This is a genomic window from Streptomyces sp. ATLC9 (assembly GCF_057196705.1).
Genome location: NZ_JBXUOY010000007.1, coordinates 36510 through 53346 on the forward strand (window position 1 = coordinate 36510; position 16837 = coordinate 53346).

The window sequence follows — 16837 nt, forward strand, 5'->3', positions numbered from 1 at the left end:
CCTCCGGGCGGGCGGGGGGGTTCCGCGGAGGTGCGGATTCCGGGGCCCGCGGCCGAGCCGTCGGGCGTCGATCTGGCCAGAGTGGCGCTGCGGGCCGCCCGGGAGCAGGCGAAGGCGCGCGGCAGTGCGGTGCGGCAGAGGCGGCAGGCGCGCACGGGCGGCGGCCCGCGGTCCGGGGCGCGGCGGGACGGCCGTGATCCGCTGCCGCTGGGGGCGGCGATCGAGCGCCTGAAGACCGAGCGCGGCTGGGAGATGCCGATGGCGGTCGGCGGTGTGATGGGCCGCTGGCCGGAGTTGGTGGGCCCGGAGGTGGCGCGGCACTGCGTGCCGCGGTCCTACGACGAGCAGGCGCGGGTGCTGTCGGTGCGCTGCGACTCGACGGCCTGGGCGACGCAGGTCCGGCTGCTGGCCCCGCAGCTCGTGGCGCGGCTGAACGCCGATCTCGGACAGGGGACGGTGAAGTCGATCAGGGTGCGGGGACCGGAGGCGCCGGACACCCGGCACGGTCCGCTGCGCGCGCCGGGCAGCCGGGGGCCGGGGGACACCTACGGCTGACTGACGGCCCGCGGATGGTTCCCGGAGTTCCGCAAGAGGTCGCTCCACCGTTCGGACAGGCCTCTGACCAGCACGGACACCCGGTGAGCGGAGGGAGGCGGCGCCCCTCGCCCCGTGAGTGCGCTCACAGTGACGGTCCATTGACGTGCCGAGGCGCTGAGGGCCGTCGTGAGCGTCCTGGGGGCCCGGCCCGCATATGGGGAGTCGGCGGACGCCGGTTCAGGGCGGCACATGCGGTCCCAGGTACCGGCAAACCCCCATCGATGTCAGTGGTACCGGTAGACTGGAGACACACCCGCCTTACTGCGGAACATGTCGAACGACGCAGCCGCTCCTGCCGTGCGGACAGGGTCGCCGGAAGGCCTCCGGGACCCTTCCCCCCGGTCGCAGGGGAAGGCTTGTGCTGTGCCAGAAAGGGCGCTTCGTGGCCGATTCCGGCAACTCCAACGAAACCATCCCCGCTTCCGGCGAGGAGTCCCCCGTCCCGCCCGCGACCCCGTCCGTCTCCGGAGCCGGTGGCGGCGAGCCGTCGTACGACGCCAGTGCGATCACGGTCCTCGAGGGCCTGGACGCGGTCCGCAAGCGGCCCGGTATGTACATCGGGTCCACCGGTGAGCGCGGTCTCCACCACCTCGTGCAGGAAGTGGTGGACAACTCCGTCGACGAGGCGCTGGCCGGACACGCGGACACCATCGACGTGACGCTGCTGGCCGACGGCGGCGTCCGTGTCGTGGACAACGGCCGCGGCATCCCGGTGGGCATCGTGCCCTCCGAGGGCAAGCCGGCCGTCGAGGTCGTGCTGACGGTACTGCACGCGGGCGGCAAGTTCGGCGGCGGCGGCTACGCGGTCTCCGGCGGCCTGCACGGTGTGGGCGTCTCGGTGGTCAACGCGCTGTCCACCAAGGTATCGGTCGAGGTGAAGACCGACGGCCACCGCTGGACGCAGGACTACAAGATGGGTGTGCCCACCGCTCCTCTCCAGCGGCACGAGGCCACCGAGGAGACCGGCACGACGGTCGTCTTCTGGGCCGACGGCGACATCTTCGACACCACCGACTACTCCTTCGAGACGCTCTCGCGGCGCTTCCAGGAGATGGCCTTCCTCAACCGCGGTCTGACGATCGCCCTGACCGACGAGCGGGCGGCGGCCAAGCAGACGGCCGGGGCCGACACCGCGGACACCTCCGAGGACGACAAGCCGCGCCACGTCCGCTACCACTACGAGGGCGGCATCTCGGACTTCGTCCGCCACCTCAACTCCCGCAAGGGCGAGCCCGTCCACCCCTCGGTGATCGACATCGAGGCGGAGGACAGGGAGCGCAGGATCTCGGTGGAGATCGCGATGCAGTGGAACACCCAGTACACCGAGGGTGTCTACAGCTTCGCGAACACCATCCACACCCACGAGGGCGGTACCCACGAGGAGGGTTTCCGGGCCGCGCTGACCGGTCTGGTCAACCGCTACGCCCGCGACAGGAAGCTGCTGCGCGAGAAGGACGACAACCTCACGGGTGAGGACATCCGCGAGGGTCTGACGGCGATCATCTCGGTGAAGCTGGGCGAGCCGCAGTTCGAGGGCCAGACGAAGACGAAGCTGGGCAACACCGAGGCCAAGACCTTCGTCCAGAGGATCGTCCACGAGCACTTCGGCGACTGGCTGGACCGCAACCCCAACGAGGCCGCCGACATCATCCGCAAGGGCATCCAGGCCGCCACGGCGCGTGTCGCGGCCCGCAAGGCGAGGGACCTCACCCGCCGCAAGGGCCTGCTGGAGACGGCCTCGCTGCCGGGCAAGCTGAGCGACTGCCAGTCCAACGACCCGTCCGAGTGCGAGATCTTCATCGTCGAGGGGGACTCCGCCGGCGGCTCGGCCAAGTCCGGCCGCAACCCGCAGTACCAGGCCATCCTGCCGATCCGCGGCAAGATCCTGAACGTGGAGAAGGCGCGGATCGACAAGGTTCTGCAGAACCAGGAGGTCCAGGCGCTGATCTCGGCCTTCGGCACCGGGATCCACGAGGACTTCGACATCGCCAGGCTCCGCTACCACAAGATCATCCTGATGGCCGACGCGGACGTCGACGGCCAGCACATCAACACCCTGCTGCTGACGCTGCTGTTCCGTTTCATGCGGCCGCTGGTCGAGGCCGGCCACGTCTACCTGTCCCAGCCGCCGCTCTACAAGATCAAGTGGTCGCGCGACGAGTTCGAGTACGCGTACTCCGACCGCGAGCGCGACAGCCTGATCCGCCTGGGCCGCGAGCAGGGCAAACGCATCAGGGAGGACTCGGTCCAGCGCTTCAAGGGTCTGGGCGAGATGAACGCCGAGGAGCTGCGCGTCACCACCATGGACCAGGCCCACCGGGTGCTGCGTCAGGTGACGCTGGACGACGCGGCCGCCGCCGACGACCTGTTCTCGATCCTGATGGGCGAGGACGTGGAGGCGCGGCGCTCGTTCATCCAGCGCAACGCCAAGGACGTGCGCTTCCTCGACATCTGAGTCGGCCGTACGCCGCTCAACGAAGGGATTGACCAGTAATGGCCGACGAGACCACCCCTGCCCCGACCGAGGGCGACGCCGCCCCCGCCCCCCTGGCGCCGCCCCCGGGCACCCCCGTGGTCGACGAGAGTGCCGGACTCCGGGTGGAGCCGGTCAGCCTCGAGACCGAGATGCAGCGCTCGTACCTCGACTACGCGATGAGCGTGATCGTCTCGCGTGCGCTGCCGGACGTGCGCGACGGGCTCAAGCCGGTGCACCGCCGTGTGCTGTACGCCATGTACGACGGCGGCTACCGGCCCGAGAAGGGCTTCTACAAGTGCGCCCGCGTCGTCGGCGACGTGATGGGCACCTACCACCCGCACGGTGACACCTCCATCTACGACGCCCTGGTCCGGCTGGCCCAGCCGTGGTCGATGCGGATGCCGCTGGTGGACTCCAACGGCAACTTCGGCTCGCCGGGCAACGACCCGGCCGCGGCCATGCGCTACACCGAGTGCAAGATGGCGCCGCTGGCCATGGAGATGCTCCGGGACATCGACGAGGAGACCGTCGACTTCCAGGACAACTACGACGGCCGCAACCAGGAACCGACCGTCCTGCCTTCGCGCATCCCCAGTCTGCTGGTCAACGGCTCGGCGGGCATCGCGGTCGGCATGGCCACCAACATCCCCCCGCACAACCTGCGCGAGGTGGCCTCCGGCGCCCAGTGGTACCTGGAGCACCCCGAGGCCACGGGCGAGGAACTGCTGGAGGCGCTGCTGGAGCGGATCAAGGGCCCGGACTTCCCGTCCGGCGCGCTGGTGGTGGGCCGCAAGGGCATTGAGGAGGCGTACCGCACCGGCCGCGGCTCGATCACGATGCGCGCGGTGGTCGAGGTGGAGGAGATCCAGGGCCGCCAGTGCCTGGTCGTCACCGAACTGCCCTACCAGGTCAACCCGGACAACCTGGCGCTGAAGATCGCCGAGCTGGTCAAGGAGGGCAGGGTCGCCGGCATCGCGGACGTCCGGGACGAGACGTCCTCGCGCACCGGCCAGCGGCTGGTGATCGTCCTCAAGCGTGACGCGGTCGCCAAGGTCGTGCTGAACAACCTGTACAAGCACACCGATCTGCAGACCAACTTCGGCGCCAACATGCTGGCCCTGGTCGACGGGGTGCCGCGCACGCTGTCGCTGGACGCGTTCATCCGCAACTGGGTCACCCACCAGGTCGACGTCATCGTCCGCCGCACCCGCTACCGGCTGCGCAAGGCCGAGGAGCGTGCCCACATCCTGCGCGGTCTGCTCAAGGCGCTGGACGCGATCGACGAGGTCATCGCCCTGATCCGGCGCAGCAACACCGTCGAGGTGGCGCGCGGGGGCCTGATGGAGCTGCTGGCCATCGACGAGATCCAGGCGAACGCGATCCTGGAGATGCAGCTGCGCCGCCTGGCCGCCCTGGAGCGGCAGAAGATCACCGCCGAGCACGACGAGCTCCAGGCGAAGATCGACGAGTACAACGCGATCCTGGCCTCGCCCGAGCGGCAGCGGCGGATCATCGGCGAGGAACTGGCCGCGATCGTCGACAAGTACGGCGACGACCGGCGCAGCAAGCTGGTGCCCTTCGAGGGCGACATGTCCATCGAGGACCTGATCGCCGAGGAGGACATCGTCGTCACCATCACGCGCGGCGGTTACGTCAAGCGCACGAAGACCGACGACTACCGTTCGCAGAAGCGCGGCGGCAAGGGTGTGCGCGGGACGAAGCTCAAGGAAGACGACATCGTCGACCACTTCTTCGTCACCACCACCCACAACTGGCTGCTGTTCTTCACCAACAAGGGCCGCGTCTACCGGGCGAAGGCGTACGAGCTGCCGGACGCCGGGCGGGACGCGCGCGGCCAGCACGTGGCGAACCTGCTGGCGTTCCAGCCGGACGAGACGATCGCCCGGATCCTGGCGGTCCGGGACTACGAGGCCGCGCCGTACCTGGTGCTGGCCACCAAGTCGGGCCTGGTGAAGAAGACCCCGCTGAAGGACTACGACTCGCCCCGTTCCGGCGGAGTCATCGCCATCAACCTCCGGGAGCTGGAGGGCGGCGGCGAGGACGAGCTGATCGGCGCGGAGCTGGTCTCGTCCGAGGACGACCTGCTGCTGATCAGCCGGAAGGCGCAGTCGATCCGGTTCACCGCCACCGACGACGCGCTGCGCCCGATGGGGCGTGCCACATCCGGTGTGAAGGGCATGAGTTTCCGCGAAGGGGACGAACTGCTCTCGATGAACGTGGTGCGAGCCGGTACGTTCGTGTTCACCGCCACCGACGGCGGGTACGCGAAGCGCACGGCCGTGGACGAGTACCGCGTGCAGGGCCGCGGCGGTCTGGGCATCAAGGCGGCCAAGATCGTGGAGGACCGCGGTTCGCTGGTGGGGGCCCTGGTGGTCGAGGAGACGGACGAGATCCTCGCCATCACCCTCGGCGGCGGCGTGATCCGTACGCGGGTCGCCGAGGTCAGGGAAACCGGACGTGACACCATGGGCGTCCAATTGATCAACCTCGGCAAGCGCGACGCCGTGGTCGGTATCGCACGCAATGCCGAGGCCGGCCGCGAGGCCGAGGAGGTCGAGGCGGAGACCGGTGCCGGGGACGGTGCCGCGGATTCCGCGCAGGAGCCTTACCCGGAGACGGCCGCCGAGACGGCTCCGGACAACGAGGAGTAGACAGAACGTGAGTGGAACCGCGGGCGCCGCCAGGGGCGGCGACGATGACGGCGGCGCCCGTGGACCGGCCGCTGACGACGCTCGACGACAGGGCGAATCCCACCGTGGGGGAACAACCGTGACCAGTGCCCACCCGCAACCGCAGCCGCATGCCCAGCAGCACGCGGGCACGCCGCAGCCGCACCGGCCGCCGCAGGCGTACCCGCCCCCGCCGGGCGGCGCCCCGCCGCCGCGCGCCGTCCGGGACGGACGGGAGGAGCGGGACGACCTCCGGCAGGACGTCACGCGCCGCCCGCGCACCGGCGCCCGTACCGTCCCCAGGACGCGCAGGGCGCGGCTGAAGGTGGCCAAGGTCGACCCGTGGTCGGTGATGAAGGTCGGCTTCCTGCTGTCGATAGCGCTGGGCATCTGCACGGTCATCGCGGTGGCCGTGCTGTGGACGGTGATGGACGCCATGGGCGTGTTCGCGGCCGTCGGCGGGACGGTCAGCGAGGCGACCTCCACGGACAGCGACGGTGGCTTCGACCTCCAGGCGTTCCTGTCCCTGCCCCGGGTGCTGACCTTCACCTCGGTGGTGGCGGTGATCGACGTGGTGCTGTTGACGGCCCTGGCCACGCTGGGGGCGTTCATCTACAACATGTCGGCCGGCCTCGTCGGCGGTGTCGAGGTGACCCTCGCGGAGGACGAGTGACCCCCGGGATCCTCCCGGGCGCCGCACCGGAGCGGCCGCGGAACAACGCGATTTTGGCACGCGGCTGAAGTGCGCTAATCTTTCGGTGCAGCGCGGGGCTATAGCTCAGACGGTTAGAGCGCTTCCCTGATAAGGAAGAGGCCACAGGTTCAAGTCCTGTTAGCCCCACATGGCGAACCGAACGCCCGGACCCTCTCCGGAGGGGCCGGGCGTTCGGCGTTCGGCCCCTCCGGAGTGCGGGGTGGCGGGCGCCGCCCGCCCGGGTCGGTCGCTCTGCCGAGATGCCCGCTTGGGTATCATCGGGCGCCAGTAGGTCCCAACGTCTAGAAGGACGAGGTAGCGCGGTGAAGAAGCTCCTCCTGATCGCACTGGCCGCCGTCGGCGGGCTCCTCGTGTACCGCCAGATCCAGGCGGATCGCGCCGAGCAGGATCTGTGGACGGAGGCGACCGACTCCGTGCCCGCGGGTTCGGGCGTCTGAGAGCAACCAGTACTTCGCGCGAAGCCCCGGCCGGTCCCGGCCGGGGCTTCGCCGTCTCCGTGTACGGGAGCCGGGCATCCCGGTACCGGCGCGCGTGTCGCGGTATCGTGACGCAGCCCTCTTGATGTACGCATTAGCAAATGCATGTGATGCTTCCGCAGGGTATCGGAGAGGCGCGTCCGAAGGGGACAAGGCGCATGGCGCCACTCCACCGCCGCATGGCCGCGGCGTTGAGCTGCGGAATGCTTCTCGCGCTGATCGCGGCACCGCTCGCCGCCGCCGCTTCCCGGGAGGTTCCCGTGGCACCGCGAACGGTTGCGGAAGACAACGCCTCACTGGTGATGGTGCTGGACTCATCCGGTTCGACGGCCGAGGACGACGGCTCGGGCACCACCCGCATCGAGTCCGCCCGCCGGCGGCTACCGCATGGAGGCGGTGATCGGCGAGGAGAGGGCCGGTCCGGAGGACGGCGAGCCGCCGTGCGCGAGCGGGACGGGGAGCGGGGCACCGAGCGGGATGGTGGACAGGACACCGGGCGGGACGGCGAGGGCACGCGGAAGGAAGCCGGGGCCGCCCGGGACGGTTCGGGTTCCGGAGGTGCAGGATGGTCCGGTCCGGCCGTCGCGGTGGCGGCCGGGACGGTGACGGGGCCGGCGATCGCGCCGGCGGTCGTGTACACGCGGCTGCGCGGGCGTACGGCGGCACACGCGGGAGCGGCGAAGGGCGCCGGCGGCACGGAGAACGGCACGACGGAGGGTGGCGCGTGGTGAAGGGGCGGGCAGGACGCACGATGAGGAGCTCACTGGCCGCCGCGGCGGCGCTGTGCGCGGTCGCGGCACCGCCGGGCGCCGCGGCGGCCGCACCGTCGGACGGGCCGGACGACCCGCCCGCCTACGAGACGGCTCCGGGCGCCCAGCGCGTCGAGGGCGAGGAGAGCAGCGCGCACGGCCCGGCCATCGAGCCGGGCTTCCACACCGACGACATCGGTCCGGGCGAGCGGAGGTACTACAGCGTCACGCTGGACGGCGAGTCCAACGTCTGGATCTCCGCGACCGCCCTGCCCGAGCCCGGCAGCCGGGTCAGGAGCATGGACGGCATCGAGGTCACCCTGGAGTCGGCGGACGGTGACAACTGCGGTGACGGGGACGTGAGCTTCGGCTCCGACGACACGGCCCGGCCGATCGCCGACCTCGCCGGACGCATGATCAGGGAGGACGGCTACTGCCAGGAGCCGGGCGTCTACCACTTCTCCGTGGAGCGGGACAGCGACGAGACCGCCGACTCCACCCGCTGGCCCCTGGAGATCTCCTTCATGCGGGAGCCGGGGGTGCGCAAGCCGGCCTCCGAAGGCACGTCCGGGGCCGTGCCCGACGCCGCGACGCCGAGCCCGCCCGGCGCGCCGGAGGGGGAGACCAGGCCCATCGAGGGCGGCACCGGCTTCAACGACGCGCCCGGCATGGGGGAGGGCAACTGGAGCGACCGGCTGCGGCCCGGCGAGACCCGCTTCTACAAGGTGCCGCTCGACTGGGGCCAGCGGCTCCACACCCGGGTGGAGTTCGGCACGGCCAGGGCCAGGGGTGGCGGTGCCTCGTACGTCGGCGGCGCCTTCCGGGTGGACTTCTACAACACCGCCCGCGGGCGGATCGGCACCGACGGGGTGGGCTACCGGCCCGACAAGCCCGCCGCGTACCGGCTGGACGGGCAGCGCGTCGCCTTCGCCAATCGCTTCGACGGCGGCACGGAGCTCGGTGGGACGCGCTTCGCCGGCTGGTACTACATCGCGGTGCACGCGAACGGGAAACTCGCCGAGTCCGTCGAGGGCACGGTGCCGGTGGTGCTGCGCACCACGGTCGTGGGCGAGCCGGAGGCCGGCCCCGAGTACGAGGGGAACGCCGAGGAGGCGGGTTTCGCGGTCACCGAGGGCGACCGCGAGGCCGCGGCCGAGGGACTGAGCCGGTCGGCCGCGGAGAGCGGCGACACCCTGCGGCTGCTGGGCTGGGCCGGGATCGGCGTCGGCACCGCGCTGATCCTGGGGCTCGGCATGTGGACGTTCCTCGCCCGGCGGAGCGCGGCCCGGGCCTGAGGCGCGGCCGGGTCAGGGCGCCAGGGTCAGAGCCCAGACACCGACGGCGATGAGGGCCAGGGCCAGCACCAGGAGCGGGGCCGCCACCTTCGGGGGCGGCCCCGGCCTGCGCGCCGCGGGGGCGGACGGCCGGGCGGCCGTGTAGGGCCGTGTCGGATTCGGAGGCGGCGTCGTCGGAGGCATACCGGCGGGGGGCGGCCCCGGGTACGTGTGCGGCCGAGGCCGCGGATACGGCTGGACGGGGGCGCCGGAGGACGCCTGCGTGGTCTCGTGCCCCACCGCCGGCGCGTGGGACCGCGCCTGGGCCCGGACCCCGGGATGGGCCGGTGCCGGGAACGGCGGGGCCTGCGGCGGTTCCCGGACGTACGCCGGCACGGGCGGGGGGAGGTGGAAGCTCCCGGTCTCGGAGGCGGGGAACGCCGCAGGCGCCTCGGCGCCGGCGGCCTCCCGGTCCTTCCCGCCGTCCGGGCCCGGCTCCGGCTCCGGTCCCCCGGCGTCCTCCGGACTCTCCGGGGCCTTTGAACCCTCCCGGTCCCGCGGCCCGTCCGGTCCGAATCCCGGCGGCAGCGGGCCGATCTGGTCGAATACCTCCACGGCCTCCTGCTCCGCCGCGGCGTCCGCCGGCAGCAGCTCCGCGGCGGACACCAGCGCCCTGCGTACGCCCGTCGCCGTACGGAAGCGGGCCTCCGGATCGGGGTGCAGCAGGGCGCCCAGCACCTGCCACAGCGGCTCGGGGATGTCCTGCGGCGCGGGCGGCATCCCGTGGACGTACGCCTCCACCAGCGCCTGGGAGTCGGGCTTCCGGCCGGTCAGCAGATACAGCGCCACCAGTCCGACCGCGTACAGGTCGGCGGGGAAGTCCGGCTCGGCGCCCATCAGCTGCTCGGGGGCGAAGTAGCCGGGCGTGCCGAGCACGTAGTCGGCCTCGGTCAGCCGCGGTTCGCCCTTGCGCATCGAGATGCCGAAGTCGGACAGCCGCAGATGGGGCCGGCCGGTGCCGGTTGCCTCCAGCAGGATGTTGGCGGGCTTGATGTCGCGGTGCACCACATCCTCGGCGTGGACCGCGGAGAGTCCCGACAGCAGCTGGTCGAGCAGTGTGCAGACATACACCGGGGGCAGGGGGCCGTAGTCCCCGATGAGGTGTGCGAGCGACCCGCCGCGGACCAGTTCCATGGTGAACAGGACCTTGTCGTCGTCGGCGGCCCAGCTCGTCGGGGCCAGGACGTGGGGGTGATCGATGCGCAGTGCCTGCTCGCGGACGAAGCGCAGCAGGGTGTGCGCGTCGCTCTGCTGGAGGACCTTGGCGGCCACGTAGCGCCCGCGCCGGTGGTCCCAGGTTCGCCAGACCGCGCCCACGCCGCCGCGTCCGATCGGGTCGACCAGTTCGTAACGACCCGCGAAGACCTCACCCATCGCGCTGTGCCCGCCTCGTCCCTCTGCCCGCCGGTCGCCTGCCCCGCTGTCGCCGTCGCCGTCGTCTCAGGCCTGGTGTGCCTCGTAGTGCCGGACCGCGTCGGCGGTCTTGCCCGCTCCGTACACCCTCAGGAACTCTGCCAGCTCCGGGTGGCTTCCGGCGAGGGAGTCGGAGGCCTCGATGATGTCGGCGGCGTCCGCGACCGAGCGCAGCAGCGCCTGGATCTCGCGCACGACGCGCTTGACGGTCGTGGCCTGGCCACCGGAGGGGGTGACATGGGTGGAGGAGGTCAGCACGTTGCCGCCCGCGGTGCGGCGGATCTCGTCCATGCGCTGGGTGGCCTCGACCGCGGTGACGATGCCCTTGCTGACGTCGGCGGCCAGTTCCTGCAGCGCCTGGACCCGCTGGACGACGGCGGGGTTGCCGATCTTCGCCCGCTGGCCGCTCATCAGCTGGGAGAGCATGGGGGCGGAGAGGCCGAGCACCGTGGCCAGCCGCGCCTGGTTGAGGCCGAGGTCGTCGATGAGCCGGCGGAAGAGGGTGCCCAGCGGTTCGCCGTACCACTGGCTCTGCAGTTCCCTCGCCCTGGCGGTCGCCTCCTGCTGTACTGCGTCCATCGCTCTCCCCTGTCTCCCCGTGTCCGCTTCGCTGGAGCGAACTTTCGGAGCATCCTACGGAGGCGGTGCGCGTGGAGCGATACCCGGTCGGAAGCAACCCCGGGCATTGGGTACTCTGTTCCATGGCGGGGCTTTAGCTCAGTTGGTAGAGCGCTGTCTTTGCATGGCAGATGTCAGGGGTTCGACTCCCCTAAGCTCCACACCACACAGGCCCGGGGGGGGGGGGGCCCCCCGGGCCCGCGGCCGCGGCGCCCCCGCCCCCCCCCCCCCCCCCCCCCCCCCCGGGCCTGTCGCGTGCCGTGCGGCTTTTGCGCGGCGGCGGACGGGCCGCACGCCGGGAGGGGGCGACCGCCGGCGCCCTCAGCGCTCCTCGTCCGACGGGGCGGCCTCGGAGGAGGTGCCCTGGGCGTCGGTCCGGGCGGCCGTCGCCCCGGCCGTCGGCCCGGCGGACCCGGTCCCCTCCATGACGGCCGCGTCCTCGCCGACCTCGGTGGCGGCCGGGGGCTCGACCAGCCAGTCGGGGCTGGACTGCTTCTCCCACCACTTCCAGAAGGCCGCCGCGCCGCCGGCGACGACACCGACCACCATCAACCGCCTGAACGCCCGGCCCCTGCGTGCCCGGCGGGCGTTGCGCCGCGCGAGCTTGCGGATGTCCTGGGCGGTCAGCTCGCCGCGCAGCGCGGCGACGGCCGCGGTGGAGCGGGCCACCGCCGCCTCCCGGACCGGACCGGCAGCGGCGCGGGCGGCCTCGACGCGGGGGGCCGCGTACTCACCCGCCGTACGAGCGGCCTCGCGGGTGCGGTGGGCGGCCCGGGCGGCGGCCATGTCGACCGCGGGGGGCAGGGTCTCGCGGGCTTGCTCCAGCCGCGGCGCGACACGGGCGGCGTACTGCCCGCGCACCGTGGACCGGGCCTGTCCGGCCGCGAGGGCCACCTTCGGCGCCACCACTTCCGCGGCGTGCCGCACGGTCTCCCTCGCGTTGTCGGTCGCGCTGCGCACGCTGTCCATGCGGGTCACGGGATCTCCTCCTCATCGGTGGCGTGTTTCTTCCGCCTTCCACCCATGCTGGAGATCATGCCTTCGCAATGGTGTCGAGGCATGTCCCAACGGGCATACGGGCTATGCCGTATTCGCTCCTTTCCGGCTTCCGCGTTCTTTCACCGCCCTTTCGGCGCCACCTCTGTGTCACCTCGGCGTCCTCTCGGTCCGGTCCCGTTCACCTCCGCACCCCCGCGGCTCCCCCGGGCCGCGGGGGCGCGGAGGCCCCGCGACCCGTCCGGCGCACCCCGCCGGACGGCGCCGGGGGTCCGGCTGTGCGAGGATCGGGGGGTTCCGAAAGTGCAGACGGAAGGCAGACCGTGGCCGAGCAGCTCTACGCCACCCTGAGGACCAACCAGGGCGACATCACCATCCGGCTCTTCCCGGACCATGCGCCGAAGACGGTCAAGAACTTCGTCGAACTCGCCGAGGGCAAGCGCGAGTGGACCCACCCGGCCACCGGGAAGAAGTCCACGGACCGGCTGTACGACGGCACGGTCTTCCACCGGGTGATCAGCGGCTTCATGATCCAGGGCGGAGACCCGCTGGGCAACGGCACCGGTGGCCCGGGTTACGAGTTCGGCGACGAGTTCCACCCCGACCTGGCCTTCAACAAGCCGTACCTGCTGGCGATGGCCAACGCCGGCCCGGGCACCAACGGGTCGCAGTTCTTCATCACCGTCTCCCCGACGGCCTGGCTGACCGGCAAGCACACCATCTTCGGCGAGGTCGCCGACGAGGCGGGGCAGCGGGTTGTGGACGCCATCGCGAGCACCCAGACCAACCAGCGCACCGACCGTCCGCTGCAGGACGTGGTGATCGAGTCGGTGGTCGTCGAGAAGCGCTGAGAAGCGCCGGCAAGCACCGGGAGACGCCGCCCGACGGGAACCCGCCGCCTTCTCCGTCCGTAGGACGGAGGGGCGGTGTTCTCCGCCCCCGTGGGTATGCCACGACCGTGGGCGGGGGCGTGCCGTGTCCGTCGTGAGGGGGCGTTGAGGTGGCCATGGAGGACCAGCAGGACGGGGCGCGGCCCGCGATGCCGCGCTGCTACCGGCACCCGGACCGGGAGACCGGCATCTCCTGTGCCCGCTGCGACCGGCCGATCTGCCCCGAGTGCATGATCCCGGCCTCGGTCGGCTACCAGTGCCCCGAGTGCGTGCGCGGCGGCTCCGGCGGGGGACGCTCCGCGGGCGACGCCCGGCCGCGCACCCTGGCGGGCGGCGCCGTCGCGGCCGACCAGCGCCTGGTCACCAAGGTGCTGCTGGGGATCAACGTGGCGGTGTTCTTCGCGGTGCTCGCGGCCGACGACCGTTCGCTGCTCGGCGCGCTGACGATGCTGGGGTACGCCTACGATCCGGCGGCGGCCGGCTGGGCCGGAGTCGCGGACGGCGAGTGGTACCGCATGCTGACCTCCGCCTTCCTGCACCAGGAGATCTGGCACATCGGCTTCAACATGCTGGCGCTGTGGTGGCTCGGCCCGCAACTGGAGGCCGCGCTGGGCCGCTGGCGGTTTCTGGGGCTGTATCTGCTGTCCGCGCTGGGCGGCAGCGCGCTGACGTATCTGCTCGCCGCGCAGAACCAGGAGTCGCTGGGCGCCTCGGGCGCGATCTACGGGCTGTTCGGCGCCACCGCCGTGCTGATGCGGCGGATGCGGTACGACATGCGTCCCATCCTGGTGCTGCTGGCGATCAACCTGTTCATCACCTTCAGGTTCTCGGGCATCGCCTGGGAGGCCCACATCGGCGGCCTGGTGGTGGGCGCGGCGACCGCCTACGCGATGGTGCACGCCCCGCGTGCCCGGCGCGCGCTGGTGCAGTACGGGACCATGGCCGCGGTGCTGCTGGTGATCGCGGTCGTCTGCGTGGTCCGTACGGTGGAGCTGCTCGGCCGCTGACCGGCTGCCGCCGAGCGCCGTACGCGGAGCTGTGGCCAGAGGTTATCCACAACAGGTGACCGATCTTGTGCACGGTGTGGGCAGCTGCGGACACAGGCGCCCAGGACCCTGTGCACATGCGTGTTTCCCCAGGGAGGCAAGGGCTGATCCCAGGTACCTACCGGGGGTCGCCAGTCATAACGACAGACAGGCTGGAAAAGTTATCCACAGATCTTCTGAAGTTTTCCCAGGGCTGTGGAAGACCTGTGGATAACGCTGTCGCGGGGCGCACTCGCCCTGGTTGCGACGGTGGCTACTTCCACTGCGTGGAGACGACGAACCCCGCCGCGATGAAGCCGAAGCCCACCACGATGTTCCAGTTGCCGATCGACTGGACCGGCAGATCGCCCGTCGTCACATAGAAGACGACGATCCATGCGAGTCCGATCAGGAACAGCGCCAGCATCAGCGGTGCGACCCAGCTGCGCCCCGAGGTGAGGCTGATGTTCGCGGCCTTCTTCGCCGGCGGCGGCGTGAACTCGTCCTTCTTGCGGATCCGTGACTTCGGCACGAGGGACTCTCCTGTCGATGCGCTGCGTGACCGCGCGGGCCTGTTCGTGATGGCCCTTCCCCGGCGGCCGGAGTCCGGTCCGGGATCCGGAGGGAGGCCGGGGAGGGGACGATTCCTGGTTCCGCTAGCGTAGTACCTCCGCGCGCTGGAGGGAGACAAGGGTAAGGTGACCGATTCCCGCTTCCGGCCCGTCCGGCTCGCCACGGCGGGCGTCTTCGCCCTCGCCGGCTTCCTCTTCTGGATCAGCTTCAACACCGCCCAGGGCATCGACCTGCGCACCGACGACTCGATGCTGCGGCTGTCCGACCTCATCGAGGACCGCAGCGACGACATCGGGGCGCTGCACGAGTCCGTGGGATCCCTGCGCCGGGAGGTGAACGCCCTCGCCCGGCGCGACAGCGGCGGAACGGAGGCCGAGAAACGCGCCTTCGAGGAACTGGAGCGGGCCGCGGGGATGGAGAAGCTCTCCGGATCCGGTCTCACCGTCACCCTCGACGACGCCCCGCCCGACGCCGCCGCCCGCACGCCCGGCCTCCCCGAGCCCCAGCCCAACGACCTCGTCGTCCACCAGCAGGACCTCCAGGCCGTGGTCAACGCGCTGTGGGCGGGCGGGGCCGAGGGCATGAAGGTCATGGACCAGCGGCTGGTCTCCACCAGCGCGGTGCGCTGTGTGGGCAACACCCTGATCCTCCAGGGGCGCCTGTACTCCCCGCCGTACACCGTCACCGCCGTCGGCGACCCCGACCGGATGCGCGAGGCGCTGGAGGACGCGCCCGCCGTCCGCAGCTACCGCGAGTACGTCGACGCCTACGGCCTGGGCTGGTCGGTCGACGAGCACGACGCGGTGACCCTCCCCGGCTACTCGGGCACGGTCGACCTGACCCGGAGCACACCGGTGGACGAGGCGGCCGACGGCTGAACCCGGAGTGGGCTGCGACGCATTGCGGGGCTTGAGCCCCCCGGCGCGCCCGCGTACCCGTACTCTGGTTGCGCGAGTAACAGAAGGGACGGCTACACGGCATGTACGGCTGGATCTGGCGGCATCTGCCGGGCAACACGCTCGTACGGGGGCTGCTCTCGTTCGCGCTGGCCCTGGCGGCCGTCTACGTGCTCTTCCAGTACGTCTTCCCCTGGGCGGAGCCGCTGCTCCCGTTCAGCGACGTGACGGTCGACGAGGGCCGGGCCGGAGCGGGGCGGGAACGATGAGCGCGCGCGTCCTGGTCGTCGACAACTACGACAGTTTCGTCTTCAACCTCGTCCAGTACCTCCACCAGCTCGGCGCCGAGTGCGAGGTGCTCCGCAACGACGAGGTCCGCCCCGAGCACGCCGGGGACTCCTTCGACGGGGTGCTGCTCTCCCCCGGGCCGGGCACGCCCGAGGAGGCCGGCGTCTGCGTCGAGATGGTCCGGCACTGCGCCGCGACCGGTGTGCCGGTCTTCGGCGTCTGCCTGGGCATGCAGTCCATGGCCGTGGCGTACGGCGGCGTGGTGGACCGGGCACCGGAACTGCTGCACGGCAAGACGTCGCCGGTCAGCCACGGCGACGGCGGCGTCTTCGCCGGACTCCCCTCCCCCTTCACCGCCACCCGCTACCACTCGCTCGCCGTCGAGCCCGCCACCGTCCCGGCGGAGCTGGAGGTCACCGCGTGGACGGAGACGGGCGTGGTCATGGGGCTGCGTCACCGCGAACTGCCGGTGGAGGGCGTGCAGTTCCATCCCGAGTCGGTGCTCACCGAGTGGGGCCACCGGATGCTCGCCAACTGGCTCGCGGAGTGCGGTGACACCGGCGCCGTGGAGCGCTCGCGGGGGTTGGCCCCCGTGGTCGGGGCGTGACGGCCCTGCGTCCGGAGGGCACCCAAGGGGCTGACCCGCTCACCGGGCGCCACCGGGCCGGCCCGCCCGCCGACGCCCCTGCCGATCCCTACGCCGAGCAGGTGGGACACGCCGAGCAGCAGGCATTCGAGGCCGCGGTGGGGCGGCTCGCCGATCCGCTGAACGATCCGCTGCCGGGACAGGGGCCGATACCGGTACGGGGGGAGGAGCGGCCGGAGGCGTACGCGCCCCCCGGCGCCGAACCCCGTGCCGAGCCGTACGCGCCCGGTACCGACCGGCACGCGCAGGCGTACCGACCCGTCGTCCCCGGACCCGCGCCCGCACTCGACGACGAGACGATGACGCTGAGGCAGGCGCACCTCCCGGCGGACGAGACGATGGCGCTGCGCCGGGTGGAGGCCGTGCGCCCGGCACCGGGCGGGGAACCGCCCGCCCCGGCGCCCGTCCCCGGGCCCGTGACCGAATCCGCACCGGGGGCCGACGCACCCCGGCCC

At 71.8% G+C, this 16837-nt stretch carries 16 protein-coding genes, 2 tRNA genes and 1 pseudogene; 15 read left to right on the forward strand and 4 right to left on the reverse strand.

Annotation, left to right across the window (positions count from 1 at the left end; genetic code table 11):
* The first annotated feature begins 30 nt into the window (after positions 1 to 30).
* The 8 genes from AC2CJA_RS01730 (at position 31) to AC2CJA_RS01765 (ending at position 8998) form a co-directional block, all read left to right on the forward strand.
* Positions 31 to 555 carry a DciA family protein gene (locus AC2CJA_RS01730; protein WP_484600839.1) on the forward strand — a complete coding sequence of 175 codons (525 nt, stop codon included), beginning with the start codon at positions 31 to 33 and terminating at the stop codon, positions 553 to 555.
* Positions 556 to 955: 400 nt separating this feature from the next.
* Positions 956 to 3052 carry a DNA topoisomerase (ATP-hydrolyzing) subunit B gene (gene gyrB / locus AC2CJA_RS01735; protein ID WP_484600840.1) on the forward strand — a complete coding sequence of 699 codons (2097 nt, stop codon included), beginning with the start codon at positions 956 to 958 and terminating at the stop codon, positions 3050 to 3052.
* A 38-nt stretch (positions 3053 to 3090) separates the two neighbouring features.
* The gene (gene gyrA, locus AC2CJA_RS01740; protein ID WP_484600841.1) at positions 3091 to 5745 is read left to right on the forward strand and encodes a DNA gyrase subunit A; all 2655 of its coding nucleotides are present in this window, start codon (positions 3091 to 3093) and stop codon (positions 5743 to 5745) included.
* Between the two features lie 7 nt (positions 5746 to 5752).
* A complete protein-coding gene (locus tag AC2CJA_RS01745) occupies positions 5753 to 6436 on the forward strand; it encodes a DUF3566 domain-containing protein (protein WP_484600842.1) in 684 nt (227 codons plus the stop codon).
* A 94-nt stretch (positions 6437 to 6530) separates the two neighbouring features.
* Positions 6531 to 6604 (forward strand) — tRNA-Ile (locus AC2CJA_RS01750).
* A gap of 176 nt (positions 6605 to 6780) precedes the next feature.
* Positions 6781 to 6915, forward strand: coding sequence for a DLW-39 family protein (locus AC2CJA_RS01755; protein WP_217655894.1), 135 nt, complete (start codon positions 6781 to 6783; stop codon positions 6913 to 6915).
* Between the two features lie 299 nt (positions 6916 to 7214).
* Entirely contained in the window at positions 7215 to 7685 is a 471-nt protein-coding gene (locus AC2CJA_RS01760) for a hypothetical protein (protein WP_484600843.1), read from the forward strand.
* Positions 7686 to 7705: 20 nt separating this feature from the next.
* On the forward strand, positions 7706 to 8998 hold the full coding sequence (locus AC2CJA_RS01765) for a hypothetical protein (RefSeq protein ID WP_484600844.1): 1293 nt from the start codon (positions 7706 to 7708) through the stop codon (positions 8996 to 8998).
* Positions 8999 to 9010: 12 nt separating this feature from the next.
* Here AC2CJA_RS01765 and AC2CJA_RS01770 read toward each other — a convergent pair whose 3' ends face one another.
* Positions 9011 to 10411 (reverse strand): serine/threonine-protein kinase, encoded by a 1401-nt coding sequence (locus AC2CJA_RS01770; protein ID WP_484600845.1) that lies wholly within the window; start codon positions 10409 to 10411, stop codon positions 9011 to 9013.
* Positions 10412 to 10477: 66 nt separating this feature from the next.
* Positions 10478 to 11029, reverse strand: a complete 552-nt coding sequence (locus tag AC2CJA_RS01775) for a helix-turn-helix domain-containing protein (protein ID WP_484600846.1) — start codon at positions 11027 to 11029, stop codon at positions 10478 to 10480.
* A gap of 127 nt (positions 11030 to 11156) precedes the next feature.
* Between AC2CJA_RS01775 and AC2CJA_RS01780 the strand changes: the two genes are divergently transcribed.
* Positions 11157 to 11229, forward strand: a tRNA-Ala gene (locus AC2CJA_RS01780).
* Between the two features lie 160 nt (positions 11230 to 11389).
* Here the strand turns inward: AC2CJA_RS01780 and AC2CJA_RS01785 are convergent.
* The gene (locus AC2CJA_RS01785) at positions 11390 to 12046 is read right to left on the reverse strand and encodes a DUF5324 family protein (protein ID WP_484600847.1); all 657 of its coding nucleotides are present in this window, start codon (positions 12044 to 12046) and stop codon (positions 11390 to 11392) included.
* 341 nt (positions 12047 to 12387) lie between these two features.
* Here AC2CJA_RS01785 and AC2CJA_RS01790 point away from each other — a divergent pair, with 341 nt between their 5' ends.
* Both AC2CJA_RS01790 and AC2CJA_RS01795 read left to right on the forward strand, forming a co-directional pair.
* Complete coding sequence (locus tag AC2CJA_RS01790; protein WP_484600848.1) at positions 12388 to 12915, forward strand: peptidylprolyl isomerase; 528 nt, start codon at positions 12388 to 12390, stop codon at positions 12913 to 12915.
* A 155-nt stretch (positions 12916 to 13070) separates the two neighbouring features.
* Positions 13071 to 13961 (forward strand): rhomboid family intramembrane serine protease, encoded by an 891-nt coding sequence (locus AC2CJA_RS01795; RefSeq protein WP_484600849.1) that lies wholly within the window; start codon positions 13071 to 13073, stop codon positions 13959 to 13961.
* Positions 13962 to 14253: 292 nt separating this feature from the next.
* On the opposite strand, the gene crgA is transcribed toward AC2CJA_RS01795, so the two are convergent.
* A complete protein-coding gene (gene crgA, locus AC2CJA_RS01800; protein WP_241713669.1) occupies positions 14254 to 14511 on the reverse strand; it encodes a cell division protein CrgA in 258 nt (85 codons plus the stop codon).
* Between the two features lie 166 nt (positions 14512 to 14677).
* Here crgA and AC2CJA_RS01805 point away from each other — a divergent pair, with 166 nt between their 5' ends.
* From AC2CJA_RS01805 to AC2CJA_RS01820, 4 genes and pseudogenes are all read left to right on the forward strand, one after another.
* On the forward strand, positions 14678 to 15430 hold the full coding sequence (locus AC2CJA_RS01805) for a DUF881 domain-containing protein (RefSeq protein ID WP_484600850.1): 753 nt from the start codon (positions 14678 to 14680) through the stop codon (positions 15428 to 15430).
* 101 nt (positions 15431 to 15531) lie between these two features.
* Positions 15532 to 15717, forward strand: coding sequence for a hypothetical protein (locus AC2CJA_RS01810; protein ID WP_484600851.1), 186 nt, complete (start codon positions 15532 to 15534; stop codon positions 15715 to 15717).
* A complete protein-coding gene (locus AC2CJA_RS01815) occupies positions 15714 to 16343 on the forward strand; it encodes an aminodeoxychorismate/anthranilate synthase component II (RefSeq protein WP_241713676.1) in 630 nt (209 codons plus the stop codon). Before AC2CJA_RS01810 ends, AC2CJA_RS01815 begins: the two co-directional genes overlap by 4 nt.
* Positions 16340 to 16837, forward strand: a pseudogene (locus AC2CJA_RS01820) (hypothetical protein); the annotation flags it as partial. The gene AC2CJA_RS01815 and the pseudogene AC2CJA_RS01820, both read left to right, overlap by 4 nt.

Coding starts and splice junctions, on each gene's coding strand:
- gyrA (WP_484600841.1), top strand. CDS start 3,091: ATGGCCGACGAGACCACCCCTGCCCCGACCGAGGGCGACGCCGCCCCC.
- AC2CJA_RS01765 (WP_484600844.1), top strand. CDS start 7,706: ATGAGGAGCTCACTGGCCGCCGCGGCGGCGCTGTGCGCGGTCGCGGCA.
- AC2CJA_RS01770 (WP_484600845.1), bottom strand. CDS start 10,411: ATGGGTGAGGTCTTCGCGGGTCGTTACGAACTGGTCGACCCGATCGGA.
- AC2CJA_RS01775 (WP_484600846.1), bottom strand. CDS start 11,029: ATGGACGCAGTACAGCAGGAGGCGACCGCCAGGGCGAGGGAACTGCAG.
- AC2CJA_RS01795 (WP_484600849.1), top strand. CDS start 13,071: ATGGAGGACCAGCAGGACGGGGCGCGGCCCGCGATGCCGCGCTGCTAC.
- AC2CJA_RS01810 (WP_484600851.1), top strand. CDS start 15,532: ATGTACGGCTGGATCTGGCGGCATCTGCCGGGCAACACGCTCGTACGG.
- AC2CJA_RS01815 (WP_241713676.1), top strand. CDS start 15,714: ATGAGCGCGCGCGTCCTGGTCGTCGACAACTACGACAGTTTCGTCTTC.